Source organism: Candidatus Neomarinimicrobiota bacterium, assembly GCA_041862535.1.
Taxonomy (GTDB): domain Bacteria; phylum Fidelibacterota; class Marinisomatia; order SCGC-AAA003-L08; family TS1B11.
Map to the genome: position 1 here is coordinate 1 of JBGVTM010000335.1, position 16,298 is coordinate 16,298.

The following is a 16,298-nucleotide window of genomic DNA, read 5'->3' on the forward strand; positions in this document are numbered from 1 at the left end:
AGGAGACCCTGCTGTTCAACACCACGGTCCGGGATAATATTCTTTACGGTGACTCAAATGCCTCTGATAAGCAGCTGATCGCAGCAGCAGAAGCGGCCCATGCATGGGAGTTTATTCAGGAGCTGCCCGAAGGTATGGATACTATTATCGGCGAACTGGGAGCTCAGCTCTCCGGCGGGCAGCGCCAGCGCCTAGCCATCGCCCGCGCCCTGCTTAAGAATCCGCCCATCCTTATCCTGGATGAAGCCACCTCGGCCCTGGATTCCGAATCAGAAAAGCAGGTCCAGAAAGCTATTGATGCCCTGGTAAAGGATCGAACGGTCATCGTGATCGCCCACCGCCTCTCTACCATCCAGAACGCCGACCGGATACTTGTGCTTGACGCAGGCCGGCTAATCGAATCAGGTACTCACGAGGAACTGCTCGTGCAAGGAGGCCGTTATCATCAATTATACCAGACCCAATTCAGCAGCTAGCGAATGAGTCCCTGTGGAAACGCCCACCTGCAGCAACACACGCGCGCACGCAACCTGATAAGATGGCTGGCAATTCCAGACTGACCGGTAAAAACCTTACCGTTGCGCTTAAGATGCTCAAGGAAATCACGACTATCCTGGAGAAGAAGAATATCTGGTATTGTCTGGATGGCGGAACCTTGCTGGGCATTGTGAGAGAGAACCGACTGCTTCCCTGGGACAATGATCTGGATACGTTCGTGACTAAGGATGAGTATAAAAAAGTCGCGTCGCTCACCTGGAAATTCCGATTGCGCGGCTACTGGGTTGCTGTCAGGAGACATAAGCAGGATATGCCACCATTTAGAAAGGGTGATCCGAGGGCTGTAAAAATCAGGAACAGAAGGTATCGATTATTCGCCGGGCCTGTCTGTCTGGACATCTTCATTAAATACCGCGAAGGGGATAACTACTGCTGGAGGGAAGGCGGTAGAGAAAAGAACGTCAAGAAATCCGTCCCGGCTCATTTCTTCAGCAAGGTAGTCCAGAGGGAGTTCGACGGCAAAAAATATTGGATTCCGGCAGCCTACGATGAGTACCTGACTTATCGCTATAAAAATTGGCGAAAACCTGTCAAGAAATGGAACAATCTGGAAGATGATCATGCGATCATCAAAGATGCGGTCTTTGCACCATAGCCATTGCTTCACATTACCTATATTTATATCATCTACGAAGCAGTCATCCTACCAGTCAGGAGCCTGGCACGAGATCGCTGACCTGGTAGGCTAGTCCGCAACAGTGAGTGGGAGAGTGCCAGGACCGGCCCCCAGATTAGTAAAATGAAGGTTTTGTTCTACGTCCATCACCTGTATTACCTGCCCCAGCTCCTGCCGGTGGCGGAAGTGCTGGCTCGGCGTCATGCGGTGAGCTTCGGCTATTCACCCAAGGTAACCCGTCAGGAGGAGGCAATTCTCACCAAGGCAATCGCCGACAGGGATTGGACCCTCTACTCCCCTCGCGTTGCCCAAGCTAGAGCCAGGGAGGCCGATGTCCTCATCCTCGGGATTTCAGACGGGGTGGAAGACCTGGCCGGCCCGTCAACGCTGGTGGTGCTCCTGTTCCACAGCATCGGCCTGAAGCGGATCTACTATACCGACACCCACCCGCGCATTGATATCAGATTTATCGAGAGTGCTTATCACCGGCAGAGGTGCCTGGAGGTCGCGCCCGAGGTGGAGACCCACGCCGTAGGCTATGCCAAATTGGACCCGTTATTCGGAGAACAGCCGCCGCTTGATCATAGCCTGCCCACCGGAACCGGCCCCAGGATTCTCTACGCACCTACCTTCTACCCCGGTTCCCTGGAGCTGCTGGGCCACCTCATCCCAACCTGGCCCTGGGAGTGGCAGATCGTTATCAAGCCGCATCAGTTCACCTTTACCAATCCTTTCTACCGTTATCAGCGGGCCTTGCTGGAGGATCTGGCCCGGCGGTGCCCCAATGTGACGCTCCTGCCCCTGGAATTCTATAACATCCTACCCGCCTTCCGCTGGGCCGACGTGCTGGTCTCCGAAATCTCGTCCACCATCATCGAGTTCACTGTTATGGACAAGCCGATAGTGGTATGTGACCAGCTCCACCTCAGGCTCCACCACCGATGGCGGGGTAGCCGGTACTTACAGCACCGTATAGATACCGAGCTCCTGGGCCGGCTGGATTTCGCCCACCACGTCCCGACCGCCGGCCAGGTAGCCGATCAGGTGAGCTATGCCCTGCAGCATCCCGATGAGCTGTCGGACAGGCGGCATGCTGGCCGGGATCTGCTGGTGGGGCCGTGTGACGGCCGGGCGTCCCGGCGCATCAGGGAGATCATCGAAAAGGCGGCCGCATGAGCCTGGCATCCCGTCGCTATCTCCTCTTTGCCTCAAAGCCCTATTCTTTTGCCATTCTCGAACCGCTGCAGCGGTTTATCCAGAGCCAATCGGACGGGCAGGTAAAGTGGTTCCTGGCCAGCACTGCCCGCGACTACGCGGCACCGGGGGAAACCCTCTCCACAACCCGGGAGGTGATAGCCTTTGACCCGGAAGCCATCGTGGTACCTGGCAATGTGGTACCCCCCTTCTGGCCCGGGCTGAAGGTGCAGATTTTTCACGGCCTGGACGATGAGGTGCAGGGCTTCTACCGCATCAACGGCCTATTTGACCTTTATTGCACCCCCGGCCCCACCACCACCCAGCGGTTTCAAAAACTCGCGCATCAGCACCGCTATTTCCTGGTAATCGAAACCGGCTGGCCCAAGCTGGACCCCCTGGCGTATCCTCAAAACCCCCAGCTCATGCGGCGAGAATTAGGTGTGGATCCACAGCGACCGGTGCTGCTGTACGCGCCCACCTTCCCACCCAAATATACCTCCGCCCCGGACTTACTGCCGGCCATTAAGCAATTGACTGGAGGACCTTATCACTGGCTGATTAAATTCCATCCCCTCCTGGACCAGGAGATCAAGGAGCAATATAGGGAGCTTTGCGGCGAATTTTGCCAGGTGGTAGCGGACCTGAACATCCTGCCCTGTATGCAGGCCGCTGATATCCTCATTACCGACACTTCTTCTGTGGCCTACGAATTCCTGCTCCTAGACCGCCCCATCATCACCTACCGGGCCATTGCCCGTCAGGATAAGGGCATCGATATCACCCGGCCCGCGGAATTAGCGGGGGCTATTCGCCGCTCCCTGGAGCAACCGGGTGAATTGGCCCCCATCCGCCGCGACTACCGCGACCAGCTCCATCCCTACACCGACGGTGAATCATCACACCGGGTGATAGAGGCCATTGAAAAAGTCCTCCAGACTGGCCTCCACCGGCAACTGCGGCGTAAGCCATTGAACCTGGTACGAAGGTTGAAAATCCGGCGTATGGTGACCCTATGACACGGTTATTGATCCTGGCGATAGGCCTGGCGAGTTGTCTCCAGAGCCAGACCCCTGCGTTCCTGAAAGGGGAGACGCTCATCTATACTGCCGGTTTCAGTCTATTCTCAGCCGGGAAAACCATTATGGAGGTCGCCGGCAGGGACACCACCGATCCAGACATGGCTTTGCACATCACCTCCCGGACCGAGACGGCCCCCTTCTTCGACCATATATACCGCATTCGGGACCGAGTCGATTTGTGGCTGGATCAAAGTACCCTGGAGCTGCGGCGAATGGAACGTGACATTCAGGAAGGTCGGTTTGAGCGCAAGGACACTACCACCGTTGACCGCCAGGCGGGCCTTATTTTCACCCGGAAGGATACCCTGATCATAGAGGGACCGGTTTTTGATCCCGTTGGCGCCGTTTACTATCTGCGCACTCTCCCCCTTGCGATCGGCGACGAAATTTACCTCTCCATCTTCAACGGTAAGCAGCTGCGGAAAGTAGCCATCGCCGTCAGCGGGAAAGAGGTGGTTAAGGTGCCTATGGGGGAGTTTGAATGCCTGGTCCTTAAGCCCATGCCCCTGGATCGCCGACGGTTAACGAAAGTGGATGGGCTTATGCACCTCTGGCTGGCAACGAATGAACGGCGCACGCCCGTACGCCTGGAGCAAACTACCAGCTTCGGGACCATGGTCCTCAGGTTGTTGGAAGTCAGATGAGAAGTGCTGTTTAATCCTGGAGGCTACGGCCAACCGGGTAAATTAGCGGCTACCTACTCCCAGGCCTATTATGCCCGGCGGAACAGCGCCGGGAATCCTAATGCACAATGCGCATGATGTCGTTATAGATAATCACCACGACCAGGGTTAAAAGCAGCATCACCCCCAGTTGCTGAACCGCCATCCGGGCGCGCAGGGAAAGAGGACGCCGCAGGGCCGCTTCCACCAGGACAATGGCAATGTGCCCCCCATCCAGGGCTGGTATGGGCAGCACGTTGATGAAAGCGAGGTTGACACTGATGATAGCCAATATGCCGAGCAAGTAGTCAAATCCCTTTTGAGCCGCCTCGCCCGCCACCTGGCCGATCAAAATCGGGCCGCCAATCTCCCTCAGGCTGGCCCGTCCCGTAACGATCATCACCAGCGTTTTGTAGGTGAGGACAAACCAGCGACCGGTGAGCGCGAAGCCATTGGTTGCCGCCTCGATAATCCCCACCGAACGGTAACTTACTCGCGGACCGATGCCAATGCGCCCCACCACCTTGATCTCATCGTCCAACAGGATCTCCGAAGCGCGGGTCTCAATAGCACTCAGAAAGGGTTCACCGTCGCGCTCCCAGATTACTTCCACAGTTTCATTGGGCCGGCTGTGGATGAGGTTGGTGAGCTTATCCCAGGAGTCCACCGGTATGCCATTGACAGCTGTAATCCTGTCCCCCGGCTGAATTCCCGCCGCTTTCGCCGGGTAGTCCTCCGCGAGAGACCCTACCACCGGCGCTGGATCAGCCTCGGCTATGCCATTCACCAGGGTCAAGCTGGCAAAGAGCACCCCTGCCAGCAGCAGGTTGGCCAGGACACCTGCAGACATAAACCACACCTTCTGCAGAGTGTTCTTGGACTGAAACTCCCACTCTGATCCGGTGAGCTTCGTGTCCATACTTTCATCCACGATGCCGGCCACCTTGACATAGCCTCCCAGGGGGAGCAGCCCCAGGCCGTACTCGGTGTGCCCAATCTTTTTCTTGATCCCCAGGCCAAAGATGTTAAATCCGATGTAGAACCGCTCCACTCGGATGCCCACTGACCGGGCGGCCAAGTAATGGCCCAGCTCGTGTGAAGCTATGAGCACCAGTAATACAAAGAAGATCGCTAGCACATAAATCAACACCGTCATCATTCAACGCCTTTCAAATCGCTTCTTCCCGGGGATTTATCACTTTATCAGCCACAATATAACAGCAAAAGCCAACTATTCCACCCAATAGAGTAGGCGGGAATTAAGACCTAGGTAGGCATAGGTACGCCCATAGTCTGGCCCACGTGGCGGAGCGTCCAGGTCTGAAGCTCTTCAATGTCCTCCAGCTGCGGGTGGGCCACAAAAGGATGCTCGGCCAGGGCCTTTTCGAGGTAGACCGGGATCTCTATGAAGGAGATGTGGTCTTCCAGGAAGGCCTGGACCGCCAGGTCGTTGGTCATGTTGAGTACCGCCGGGGCCGAGCCACCCCGCTTGAGGGCTTCATAAGCCAGGGCGATGCAGGGGAACTTATCCAGATCGGGCGGCTCGAAGGTGAGAGTTCCCACCTGGGTCAGATTGAGGCGCGGCCAATCGGAAGGCTTGTGATCGGGATAGGTCAGAGCATACTGAATGGGTATCTTCATATCCGGCACCCCTAATTGAGCCTTCACTGAACCATCCACAAACTCCACCATACTATGGATGATAGACTGGGGATGAATCAGGATGTCCACCCGCTCCGGTCCCAGATTAAACAACCACCGGGCTTCGATCACTTCAAATCCCTTGTTCATCATGGTAGCCGAATCGATGGTGATCTTGGGCCCCATGTCCCAATTGGGGTGTTGCAGGGCCTGGGCCTTGGTCACATTGGCGAATTTCTCTCGCGGCCAGGTGCGGAAAGGGCCCCCCGAGCCGGTGAGCACCAGGCGCCGAACCTGGTCAGGGGACTCTCCCGCCAGGCACTGCCAGATGGCACTGTGCTCGCTGTCAATCGGATACAGGTGCGCCCCTTTCCGCCGGACCAGCTCGGTGATCTGCTCGCCAGCCATGACCAGGCTTTCCTTATTGGAAAGGGCCACATCCACCCCCGCTTCCAAAGCCGTGATGGTGGGAGCCATGCCCACACCGCCTACCAGGCCGTTCAGGCAAAGATCGACATCGTCCCGGCCAGCAATAGCCAGCACCCCTTCAGGGCCGGTAAGGACCTCAATCCGGGTGCCCGCCAGGCGCTGCCGGAGTTCAGCGGCGGCACCCTCGTCAGCAATGGCCACGGCCTGGACCTGGAAGCGTCGGGCCTGCTCCGCCAGCAAAGCGGCACGTCTGTGAGCCGTGAGAGCCACCACCTGGAACTCACCGGGCAGGCTGACAACCACCTCCAGCGCCTGGGTACCGATAGAGCCGGTGGATCCGAAAACACTCAGCCGGCGCATCAAAGAGTCAGGCTCAACTGAGCCCCTCCGGAAACAACCTCAGGATTTAGCAGAGCCCGTACCGAAAACCGCAACCACCAGAACAAATCGTAGCCAGCAGAAATGCTTAAATAGCGCTTGCTGAGTTCCAACTTTGCCGGTACATCAGGCGCACGAACCGTTAAGCTGGGAAATATACGTGGGAAGAGCAGAACCACTCCGAGAGCAAAATACTCCCCGTCTATATTTGTAGCATAGCTCAAACGCAATGCGTTCCATTTTAATTTGTAGGCAGCAATGCCATCGATCCTGTTTTGCGTGAAAATCAACTCCGGTGTAAACGTCCCCAAGGCCAGGGTGGTGGGAAGGTATCGAAAGCCTATTCGCTGGAATTGAACCACCTGTCGCTCAACCATCCCGCCGCCCAGCCCACCGTACACAGCCAGGTTGGGTGACACCCACCACTGCAATCCCACAATTGGCAAAAGACACAGCGCATAGTTCTCCGAGCGATAGAGTACTGGAAATAAGGTTGCAGTGATGGCTCCAAATTCACCCCGCGGCAATTGAGCGAAGGTCGCAGCGGCAGATAGACGGTGGGCCAGCGAGTTGAATTCATCTTCCGATATCGTTGCTTGAGCTGCCAGGGGGAACACCTCGATGAGCAAACCAATAGCAAGTAATACAATGATGGACTTCGTATTAGATAATCCCACGGGTGCCCTGTTCAATGAAGCTCAGAATGGTCTGAATTTCCGGTGTGGGCTCCATCTCCTCCTTGATGATTGCCACCGCCTGGCTCAGATTATAGCTGGAGCGGTAGATAAGCTTATAGGCTTTTTTGATCTGTGCCCTTACTTCCGCCGGGAATCCGCGCCGCCGCAGGCCCACCACGTTCAGACCGCCGAACCTGAGGGGCTCCCCGGAGGCCAAGACATAAGGCGGAACATCCTGCACCACGCGATAACCGCCGCCTACAAAAGCATGCGCACCCACCCGGCAAAACTGGTGAATGGGCGTATTTCCACCAATGAAAGCATACTCGTGGACCTGGGCGAACCCCCCCAACTGCACACAATTGGCCAGGATCACATGATCGCCTACCTGACCGTCATGTCCCACATGAACGTAGGCCATGAGATAGGCATTGGAGCCGATGACCGTTCCCTCCGCTCGGGTGCTCCGATTGATGGTCACAAATTCCCGCAGCGTGGTACCGTTGCCGATAATTACCGGGTTGATCCCACTCTTATATCCCACATCCTGAGGCGACCCACCGATTACCGCCCCCGGGAATAGTTTGCAGTCAGCCCCCACGGTAGTGCCTCGCAGAATCTGGGCATGGGCCATGATTTCAGTCCGGTCACCAACGACCGTACCGCCCTCAATAACAGCATAGGGACCAACTTTAACGTCGGTAGCCAGCTCAACGTCGGGGTCGACAACCGCAGTGGGATGAATCCTGGTGGAAATGTTGTCTAGTCCTCGCGATCGACGATCGTGGCCATCATCTCAGCTTCTGCCACCAGCTCATCGTCTACATAGGCCTTACCAGCCATCCGGTAAGTATTCATGCGCCTACGTACCAGCCTCATCTCTAAGATAAGCTGATCGCCGGGGGTTACGGCCCGGCGAAAACGGGCTCTATCAATGGCCGTGAAATAGACCAACTTAGTGCGCGGATCGGTTACCGGATTCAACACCAGAAAAGCAGCCGACTGGGCCATGGATTCCAGGACCAGGACACCCGGCATGACCATCTGGCCGGGAAAGTGTCCCTCGAAAAAAGGCTCGTTCACCGTCACGTTCTTGACCGCCCGTACCAGCTCCCCCGGTTCCACATCCAACACCTTATCCACCAGGAGGAAAGGGTAGCGATGAGGTAAAATATCGGTGATGGCCTGGATATCAAACTTGACCTTGGAACTGGCACTTCGGGCCCGCTTCTGTTGAATGCGCTTGCCGTAGACCTGCTTCAAACGCTTGACCAGCTCGATGTTGGCAGCATGTCCACTGCGAGTAGCCACCACGTGACCCTGAATGGGCATGCCGAGGAGCGTCATGTCACCAATTAGGTCCAGAATCTTATGACGCACGGCCTCATTCTCAAAGCGCAGCTTCTGTCCCTTCAGAATGCCGCCATCACCCGCTGCCAATTCCCCCTTGATATCAAAAAGCTTCTTCAGATAACTAATCTCATCGGGGGCAATGGGCCGATCCACGAAAACCAACGCGTTCTCCAGACTGCCTCCCTTGGCTAAACCCTGTTCTTTCAACTGCCTTACCTCACTGAAGAGGCAGAAGGTGCGCGCCGGCGCAATCCGCTTCACAAAATCTTCTTCCATACTGTAAACCGACATGAATTGGATTCCGTTCTTGGCCAGATGGTGATAGTCCATCGTGAAGGTCACCCGGAAGGTCTCGGACGGGAGCACATGCATGTCAATATTCCGGGCATGGTCAGAATAGGAGACGGTCTTGTCGATGACCAGCAGCCTGCGAGCGGCGCTTTGCTCCACCAGGCCGGCCTCCAATAGGACATCCACAAAAGGCTTGGCGCTGCCATCCATCACTGGCGGCTCTTTGGCGCTGAGCTCCACCAGCAGGTTGTCGATCTCCAGGCCGCTGGCCGCTGCTAAAATATGCTCCACCGTGTGAACCCGGTTGCCATCCCGCTCAATGGTAGTGCCGCGGGATATATCCACTACGTGGTCAATGTCAGCAAGCACCGGGGGGAAATTTTCTACGTCAGTGCGCACAAACCGAATCCCCGTATTGACATCCGCTGGTTTGAAGATAGCAGTGCATGCCAACCCGGTATGGAGCCCGATTCCGGTAATCGAGACCTCCTTCTTGATAGTACGCTGATAGCCAGCCATACCCCTTAGCCTCCTTCCCTTGGAGGGCCTTCTTCAAGCCTCACCAGGCGCTTTTCTAAATGACGCAATCGCTTGACCAGTTCGGGCAGCTGCTTGATGGCTCCATGCTGCCGCAGCCATTTCTGGTACTCAAGCGCGGGATCGCCCGCGTAAAACTGCCCGGCAGGGATGGATTGCCTGACGCCCGCTTTGCTGGCCACTACTACTCGGTCACCTACGGTAAGGTGATCGGCCACCCCCACCTGGCCCGCCAGAGTTACATAATCGCCAATCACCGTGGATCCGGCAATCCCCACTTCACCGGCAAACAGGCAGCCCCGGCCAATCTTGACGTTATGAGCAATCATCACCAGATTATCAATCTTGGTCCCATCACCGATGACCGTATCGCCGATAGTACCCCGGTCAATGGTGGTGTTGGCTCCAATCTCCACCTGGTTGCCGATGACTACCCGGCCAACCTGGGGGATTTTATGGTGAACGCCTTCTTCAGTGATATAACCGTAGCCGTCCGCGCCGATAATTGTCCCACTGTGGATAATAACCTCATCGCCCAGGCACATCCCAGCGTAGATCACCACGTTGGGATAAAGACGCACAAAGCGGCCCAAAGTGGAGCCCCGGCCCACATATACGCCCGCCCCGACCATCGATCCATCACCAATGGTGACCTCATCCTCAATCACAGCGCACGGCCCAATGCTAACATCGGGGCCCAACTGCACATCGCGGCCCACATGAGCCAAACGGTGTATGCCCGGCGGAATCGAGGCTTCCGGATAAAGATACGCTAATGTCTCCGCAAAACCTTTGGTGGAATTCGCCACCCGGATAGCTGGCTTGCCATAAGTCTCGGCACCAACTTCCAGTATGACGGCACTGGCCGGGGACAAGGCGAGATAGTGGCGGTACTTTGGATCGGCAAGAAAGGTAATGCCACCGGCACTGCCGGACGTTATCTCACAGGCATGGGTGATCTCAATCGATCCATCCCCATCCACCTCGCCATGGATCACCTGGGCGATCTGGGCTAGCGTAGGCAATTCCGAAAGTTAACCTATTCTTTAGAAGCGGAACGGCGCAACTCAGTGATGACATCAAGCGTGAGATCATGGGCAGGCAGGGCATACACCAGGGCCCCTCCGGCAGCATCCATAATGTAATCAAAGGACCGTTCCGCCCCGATTTTCTTCACCGCTGCATCGATCTTTTCAAGAACTGGCGACATGAGCTGCGCCTGATAACGGTAGAGTTCACCCTCAGGGCCAAATTTGGATTGCTGAAAGGCTTGGGTGGTCTGAATCAAAGATTGAATTTCCTGCTCTTTCTCCCGGATCTTCTCGTTACTCAGGAGCAAACGCTGGCGCTCGAATTCCCGGTTGAGACTGTCCAGCCGCTCAACATAGGTATTATACTCCACCTGCAAACGCCGCGTCTCCTTTTCCAACTTGGCCTGGGCGTCCCGGACATCCTCGTACTCCTGCATGATGCGGTTAGAATCAATATAACCGATCTTGAGCTGACCAGCTACCCCAAAGGGGATGATCATGGCCAGACTGGTCACAATACCGATGAGCCTGCTTTTATTCACCGCTTCTCCTTCTATGGATTTTAAAAAGGCATTCCAAAAATGAAATGTAGCTCCCAGGGATCATCACGCGTGATCTCAATGGGATCAAAGCCATAGCCCAAATCGAGTCCCAGCATCCCCAGCATGGGCATGAATATCCGTGCTCCGATACCCACAGAGCGCTTAAGCTTAAAGGGATCCACATAGCTGAGATCGAGCCAGGCGTCACCCATATCGAAAAATGCCAGAGCATAGACGGTGGGATTTTCCGACAGTAACAGACGCAGTTCAGCCGAATACTTCAGCATCACCGTGCCGCCCCGGGGACGCCCACTTGTATAGGGCCCCACCGTATTGTCCGGATAACCGCGGAGCATCTCACCAAACGGGATGCCCGTACCTCCCATGAAAAACTTTTCATCCGGAGGGAGAATGGAGCGTTCCCGGAGGTCCCGGATTGGCTTGATCATTCCCATCTTCACCATCTGATGGAATACCACCTTCTCAACAACGGGTACGTACCATTTCAGGGTAAAGACATGCTTGTGGAAATCCTCATTCCCGCCCAGAATCGAACCTGAGAGGGTGGATACCCAATTCATCTCAGATCCCATGGTGGGAAATTCCGGCCGGTTGCGACTGTCACGGGTGATAACCTGTGTGAAGGATATGCCTATGGTGGAGACATAGTAAACGCCATCTTTGTCCTGCTTAATATCCTCCGGCCGCACACCGACTAGATAACTTGTCAGATTAGCTTGCTCGCCAAGATAGCGCTTGTCGGCCCCCTGGAAAATCCATGAGCCCCGGAAGAAAGAATCCGGCCAGCGAAAACGGCGGCCCCATCTCACAGACCCACCCCATTGGACAATATCGAAGGGGAAATAACTGTAGTATTGGGACTGACCTCGCTCAGAATAGAAAGCTGACATACCCATCAGGTTCGGGGTGTTCAGCACCCAGGGATTGAGCAGGCTGACGGAAAAGGACTCATAGGCCGCTGCCTGGGCCGTTCCCGAGTAGAGGCCGAAGCTGGTCTGAGCACCACGATTATAGCTCAGATTCAACTGCTGCCCGGTACCTAACAAATTATTGAACTCCAATCCGCCGCCACCAATCATGCCGAATTGCTCGGTATAGCCAATGGACAGGTTCGCCCGGTCAGTGGACCGCTCGGCCACTTTAATGCTCAGATCAACTTCATCCTCATCCACGGGGAGCACATTGGGTTCAACATTCTCGAAAAAGTTCAGAATCCAGACATCGCGCTGGCTCCGACCCAGCTTCTCGTAGCTGAAGGTCTCCCCGGGATCGATGCGCAGTTCCCGCCGAATCACGTAATCACGGGTTTTTTCGTTCCCGGTAATGTTGATATATCTGACCGAAACCTTCTGATTTTCAACAATATTGAAGACCACGTCCAGTGAGTCTTCTCCAACGGGATACTCTAACGGTTCCACCCTGGAATAGAGGTAACCCTCATCCATATAAACCGGGTGGACTTTCTGGGCAACGGCCGTGGCAAAGGCCTCCGCATTGTACAAATCACCCCTGGCATAGCCCAGGGCCTTCTTCAATTCCTCATCGCTGTGCAGGGTGTTGCCTTCCCAGGAAAAGTTGCGGTAGTAATACTGATTACCCTCGTGAATCTGAATAAGCAGTTCCAGCCGCTTGCCGCCACGTGTGACCATGACTGAGTCCTGTACTATCCAGGCGTCCCGGAAACCCCGGTTGCGATAATGGTCAACGATCTTGCCAAGGTCAGCTTCATACTTATCACGATCAAAGGGCGATCGCCAGAAAAGATACCATCGCCACGGCTTCGTGTCTTTCATCTGCCGCCGCAGCATGAAGGATGATATCTCTTCATTACCCTCAAAGCGGACGCGCCGCAGCCGCACCTTCCTGTTCTCCACGATCGAAATCTTAAGGACCTGACCATGGGGCAGTTCCCCGGGCTCCTGGGCTACCGATATTTCCGCATTCAGATAGCCCTCTTCGCGATACAGTTTCCTGATCTGGCGGACAGCTTCGGAAATGGCGTATTCCGACAGAATCTGGGGCGGCTTCAGCTCGATAGCCTCCAGGATCTTATTCTTGCCGATCTTCTTGTTGCCCTCAAGTACAATCTTTTCCAGTGATGGGTATTCTTCGACCGCAATGCGCAATACCAGTCCATCTGAAGTCTCTTCATCGGCGTAGACCTGAATGTCGGCAAAAAAGCCCAGCTCCCACAAGCGGCGGATTCCACGCTGGATATCCACCCCGGTGATGGTACGGCCGGGATACAGCCGGGAAGTGGACTGGATGACTTGCGCCGAGGCTCGCTCATTGCCCTCTACACGCACCTCTTTCAGCTGGAAACTGGCTACCTGTTGGGCCCAACCAATAGTCCCTAACAGCAGTAATCCCGCCAGATACGACCTTAGCATGGTGATCACCCTACCACTGAAGACGGTTTCACCTGTTCACTCAGCAGGCCGAAGCGCCGCTCACGATGCTGGTATTCCAGAATTGTCTCATATAGCTCCATCCGGCGGAATGCAGGCCACAGGGCATTCGAAATGATCAACTCGCTGTAGGCCGATTGCCACAGCAGAAAATTGCTCAGGCGGGCCTCGCCACTGGTACGAATGACCAGCTCCGGATCAGGCATGTCTTTAGTGAAGAGATAGTTCGCAAACACCGCTTCGTCAATCTCTTCCGGCGGCTGCTGGCCGTCCAGAACCGCTCGTGAAAGACGACGAACCGCCTCCAGAATCTCCTGTCTCCCGCCGTAGCTGAGGGCCAGGTTAAGGTTGAGGCCGGTGTTGGCGGCGGTCAGATCCATGGCACTTCGCATCTCCCGCTGAGCTGCCTTCGGCAGGTCATCCAGGCAGCCGATGATGGTGAGGCGTACGTTGTTCTTCATCAACTCGCGCACTTCTTCCCTGATGGTCGTCACCAGCAGCCTCATGAGAGCATCCACTTCATAACGGGGGCGCTTCCAATTCTCAGAGCTGAAAGTGTAGAGCGTAAGGGTTTCGATACCCAGCTCACCGCAAGCGCGGGTGATCTCCCTGACGGAGTTCACACCTTCCTTGTGCCCGGCGATCCTGGGCAGCCCCCGCAATTTCGCCCACCGGCCATTGCCATCCATAATGATAGCTATATGCCGGGGCAAATTGCCTTGCTCCAGTATAAGCGCCTTCAGATCAGCTTCGGTTCTAGATCTCATCGACTTTATTTAATTTAAGTTACCTTTTGCCCCCGCAAGAGGCAATTATAGGCTAATCAGCTCCACCCCCGCGAAGCATTATTCATAAATCTCCGCCAGATAGTGATTATTAGGACCCAAACGGTAAATTTCGTTAGCTCACCGATTCCCACGCCGGACCCACAAGCATGGCGTCAGGTTTGAAATAGCCTCCTATAATAACAGGTCATGCAAGGCCAAATCCAAGCCGGCCAGGATGCCGATAGCCACATCGGTAATGGCCCTTTTACAACGTTCAATCCGAGTCTCCGGTTCCCACCGAGCCGTCAGCCGTCAAAAAACAAGGTCCTCGTCATTACTGTAATCAGGAATATATAAAGCAGATCTGTGGCCGACTGTGGGGATTGGATGCAGTGGATCAGAGATATGTTCAGCCCGTTCCCGTTGGGCTACGCTCTCAAAGAAGAACTTGGGGCATAATCGGCCGGGGCTACCTGACGCGGAGTGTTCGAGTGGAAATCGATTGTTGTAGTTGCAATGAGACTCTGGATAGCTCACAGCCCCTAGGATTGACCGGTCCCAAGGCTCATGATAGTCTCAGCAATGCGCCTGAACTCCAGTCCGGCAGGCGTCTCGGGATGGCGTAGGACATACGGTTCGCCCAAATCGGAGGCAATGACTAATTCAGGGGCAAATGGGATCTGACCCAGCAGCGGAACCCCTAGCCGACCGCTCTCCTCGTTGCCACCGCCGCTGCGGAAAATGGGAATCGTTACCTCAAATCGGCCCTGGTCGTCCCCCATGACCCTTGAGAGGTCGCCCAGACCTTCCAGCTCCAGTGTCGCCTCGGGCACCTCCCGGCCCTGGGCATCCTTCACTATCCCCGCGACTGACAGACCGGACATATTTTCCACCACTCCCAGAACCGGGGTATTCACTTTCTCAAACATATCTGCACCTTTACGCACATCCAAGAGGGCCAGTTTCTGGGGGGTAGTAACGATGATCGCACCGGTGAGGGCTAGCCGCTGGACGAGCGTAAGCTGGATATCGCCAGTCCCCGGTGGCAGATCGATGACCAGGACATCGAGTTCTCCCCAATCTACATCCTCGAAGAACTGCTGGGTGATCTTGGACACCAAAGGTCCCCGCCAGAGCGTAGGGGCCTGGTTGCCGCTGATAAATCCAAAGGACATGATACGCATTCCGTGGCGTTCCAGGGGAACAACCTTCTGCTGTGCGTTCAGGGAAGGCCGCTCGTGAGTCCCCATGATCATGGGCAGACTGGGGCCGTAGATATCCAGATCGAGGATGCCTACCTTGGCGCCGGCCATGGCCATGGCGGCGGCCAGATTCACGGCAATAGTAGATTTCCCCACTCCCCCCTTACCGCTGGCTATGGCGATAGTCCGCTTGACACCCGGGATAGGCGACTGGATCAGGCTCGGTCCCGCTGCGGTGGTGGCTCCAATGCCTCCCCCGGGCCCGGGAGGCACAATCGTCACCTCCACCTGGGACAGCTTCAGCTTCTCGGCCAGGGCTGATTTAACACTGGCAGCCAACCTGGCTTTGTGCCCTTCATTGCTGGAAGCTACTGCCAGCACCACTTTAATGCGGTCTCCGGAGATCTCCACGTCCGTGACCATCCCAAAAGACACAATGTCTCGACTGAGACCGGGATAGTTTACGGTCCTTAATACCTTGATGATGTCGTCGTGCGATATTTCCATCTCCGTTACCTCACCTATAGCCGCAATTCAATCAACCGGTCATGTTGGCTTGCAGAATACAGAAGAATGCGGCTGCCCGCGAACCGAACAGCCGCATTCAAAGCATAGCTGTATCAGTAGTCTATCCGGTATAGTCGCGACCGAAGTGCTCATAATTGAGCTTAATATATTTATGCCACTCTTCCGGGACAGCATCTTCTTCAAATATCGCCTCGACCGGGCACTCTGGCTCACACGCCCCGCAGTCAATGCACTCTTCCGGATCGATATAGAGCATATGCCCGGTAGGGTCGTCCCCCTTTTGCCAGCCTTCATCGGGTTGAATGCAATCGACTGGACACACTTCAACACAGGCAGTATCGCAAACACCAAAGCAGGGCTCACAGATAATGTACGTCATTA

General features: G+C 55.5%; 16 protein-coding genes. 5 read left to right on the forward strand and 11 right to left on the reverse strand.

What is annotated here, in order from left to right; genetic code table 11:
* The 5 genes from ACETWG_12030 to ACETWG_12050 form a co-directional block, all read left to right on the forward strand.
* The coding region (locus ACETWG_12030) for an ATP-binding cassette domain-containing protein (protein MFB0517314.1) at positions 1-476 on the forward strand (476 nt) is incomplete at its 5' end.
* Between the two features lie 62 nt (positions 477-538).
* Positions 539-1,153, forward strand: a complete 615-nt coding sequence (locus ACETWG_12035; protein ID MFB0517315.1) for a LicD family protein — start codon at positions 539-541, stop codon at positions 1,151-1,153.
* A 144-nt stretch (positions 1,154-1,297) separates the two neighbouring features.
* Complete coding sequence (locus tag ACETWG_12040) at positions 1,298-2,350, forward strand: CDP-glycerol glycerophosphotransferase family protein (GenBank protein MFB0517316.1); 1,053 nt, start codon at positions 1,298-1,300, stop codon at positions 2,348-2,350.
* The gene (locus tag ACETWG_12045) at positions 2,347-3,387 is read left to right on the forward strand and encodes a CDP-glycerol glycerophosphotransferase family protein (GenBank protein MFB0517317.1); all 1,041 of its coding nucleotides are present in this window, start codon (positions 2,347-2,349) and stop codon (positions 3,385-3,387) included. Before ACETWG_12040 ends, ACETWG_12045 begins: the two co-directional genes overlap by 4 nt.
* Positions 3,384-4,094: a DUF3108 domain-containing protein gene (locus tag ACETWG_12050; protein MFB0517318.1), complete on the forward strand. Its 711-nt coding sequence runs from the start codon at positions 3,384-3,386 to the stop codon at positions 4,092-4,094. Before ACETWG_12045 ends, ACETWG_12050 begins: the two co-directional genes overlap by 4 nt.
* A 97-nt stretch (positions 4,095-4,191) precedes the next feature.
* On the opposite strand, the gene rseP is transcribed toward ACETWG_12050, so the two are convergent.
* From rseP to ACETWG_12105, 11 genes are all read right to left on the reverse strand, one after another.
* Positions 4,192-5,271, reverse strand: coding sequence for an RIP metalloprotease RseP (gene rseP / locus ACETWG_12055; protein ID MFB0517319.1), 1,080 nt, complete (start codon positions 5,269-5,271; stop codon positions 4,192-4,194).
* 107 nt (positions 5,272-5,378) lie between these two features.
* On the reverse strand, positions 5,379-6,542 hold the full coding sequence (locus tag ACETWG_12060) for a 1-deoxy-D-xylulose-5-phosphate reductoisomerase (protein ID MFB0517320.1): 1,164 nt from the start codon (positions 6,540-6,542) through the stop codon (positions 5,379-5,381).
* Entirely contained in the window at positions 6,542-7,237 is a 696-nt protein-coding gene (locus ACETWG_12065; GenBank protein MFB0517321.1) for a hypothetical protein, read from the reverse strand. The genes ACETWG_12060 and ACETWG_12065 overlap by 1 nt, the downstream gene beginning before the upstream one ends.
* Positions 7,224-7,994, reverse strand: a complete 771-nt coding sequence (gene lpxA, locus ACETWG_12070) for an acyl-ACP--UDP-N-acetylglucosamine O-acyltransferase (protein ID MFB0517322.1) — start codon at positions 7,992-7,994, stop codon at positions 7,224-7,226. Before lpxA ends, ACETWG_12065 begins: the two co-directional genes overlap by 14 nt.
* A 5-nt stretch (positions 7,995-7,999) precedes the next feature.
* The gene (locus ACETWG_12075) at positions 8,000-9,400 is read right to left on the reverse strand and encodes a bifunctional UDP-3-O-[3-hydroxymyristoyl] N-acetylglucosamine deacetylase/3-hydroxyacyl-ACP dehydratase (GenBank protein ID MFB0517323.1); all 1,401 of its coding nucleotides are present in this window, start codon (positions 9,398-9,400) and stop codon (positions 8,000-8,002) included.
* 5 nt (positions 9,401-9,405) lie between these two features.
* Positions 9,406-10,443, reverse strand: coding sequence for a UDP-3-O-(3-hydroxymyristoyl)glucosamine N-acyltransferase (gene lpxD / locus ACETWG_12080; GenBank protein MFB0517324.1), 1,038 nt, complete (start codon positions 10,441-10,443; stop codon positions 9,406-9,408).
* A gap of 14 nt (positions 10,444-10,457) precedes the next feature.
* Entirely contained in the window at positions 10,458-10,991 is a 534-nt protein-coding gene (locus ACETWG_12085) for an OmpH family outer membrane protein (protein MFB0517325.1), read from the reverse strand.
* A gap of 20 nt (positions 10,992-11,011) precedes the next feature.
* Complete coding sequence (bamA, locus tag ACETWG_12090) at positions 11,012-13,402, reverse strand: outer membrane protein assembly factor BamA (protein MFB0517326.1); 2,391 nt, start codon at positions 13,400-13,402, stop codon at positions 11,012-11,014.
* Positions 13,403-13,407: 5 nt separating this feature from the next.
* Positions 13,408-14,187: an isoprenyl transferase gene (locus tag ACETWG_12095; GenBank protein ID MFB0517327.1), complete on the reverse strand. Its 780-nt coding sequence runs from the start codon at positions 14,185-14,187 to the stop codon at positions 13,408-13,410.
* 542 nt (positions 14,188-14,729) lie between these two features.
* Positions 14,730-15,896 carry a P-loop NTPase gene (locus tag ACETWG_12100; GenBank protein ID MFB0517328.1) on the reverse strand — a complete coding sequence of 389 codons (1,167 nt, stop codon included), beginning with the start codon at positions 15,894-15,896 and terminating at the stop codon, positions 14,730-14,732.
* A gap of 121 nt (positions 15,897-16,017) precedes the next feature.
* Entirely contained in the window at positions 16,018-16,296 is a 279-nt protein-coding gene (locus ACETWG_12105; GenBank protein MFB0517329.1) for a ferredoxin family protein, read from the reverse strand.
* Between the last annotated feature and the right edge of the window lie 2 nt (positions 16,297-16,298).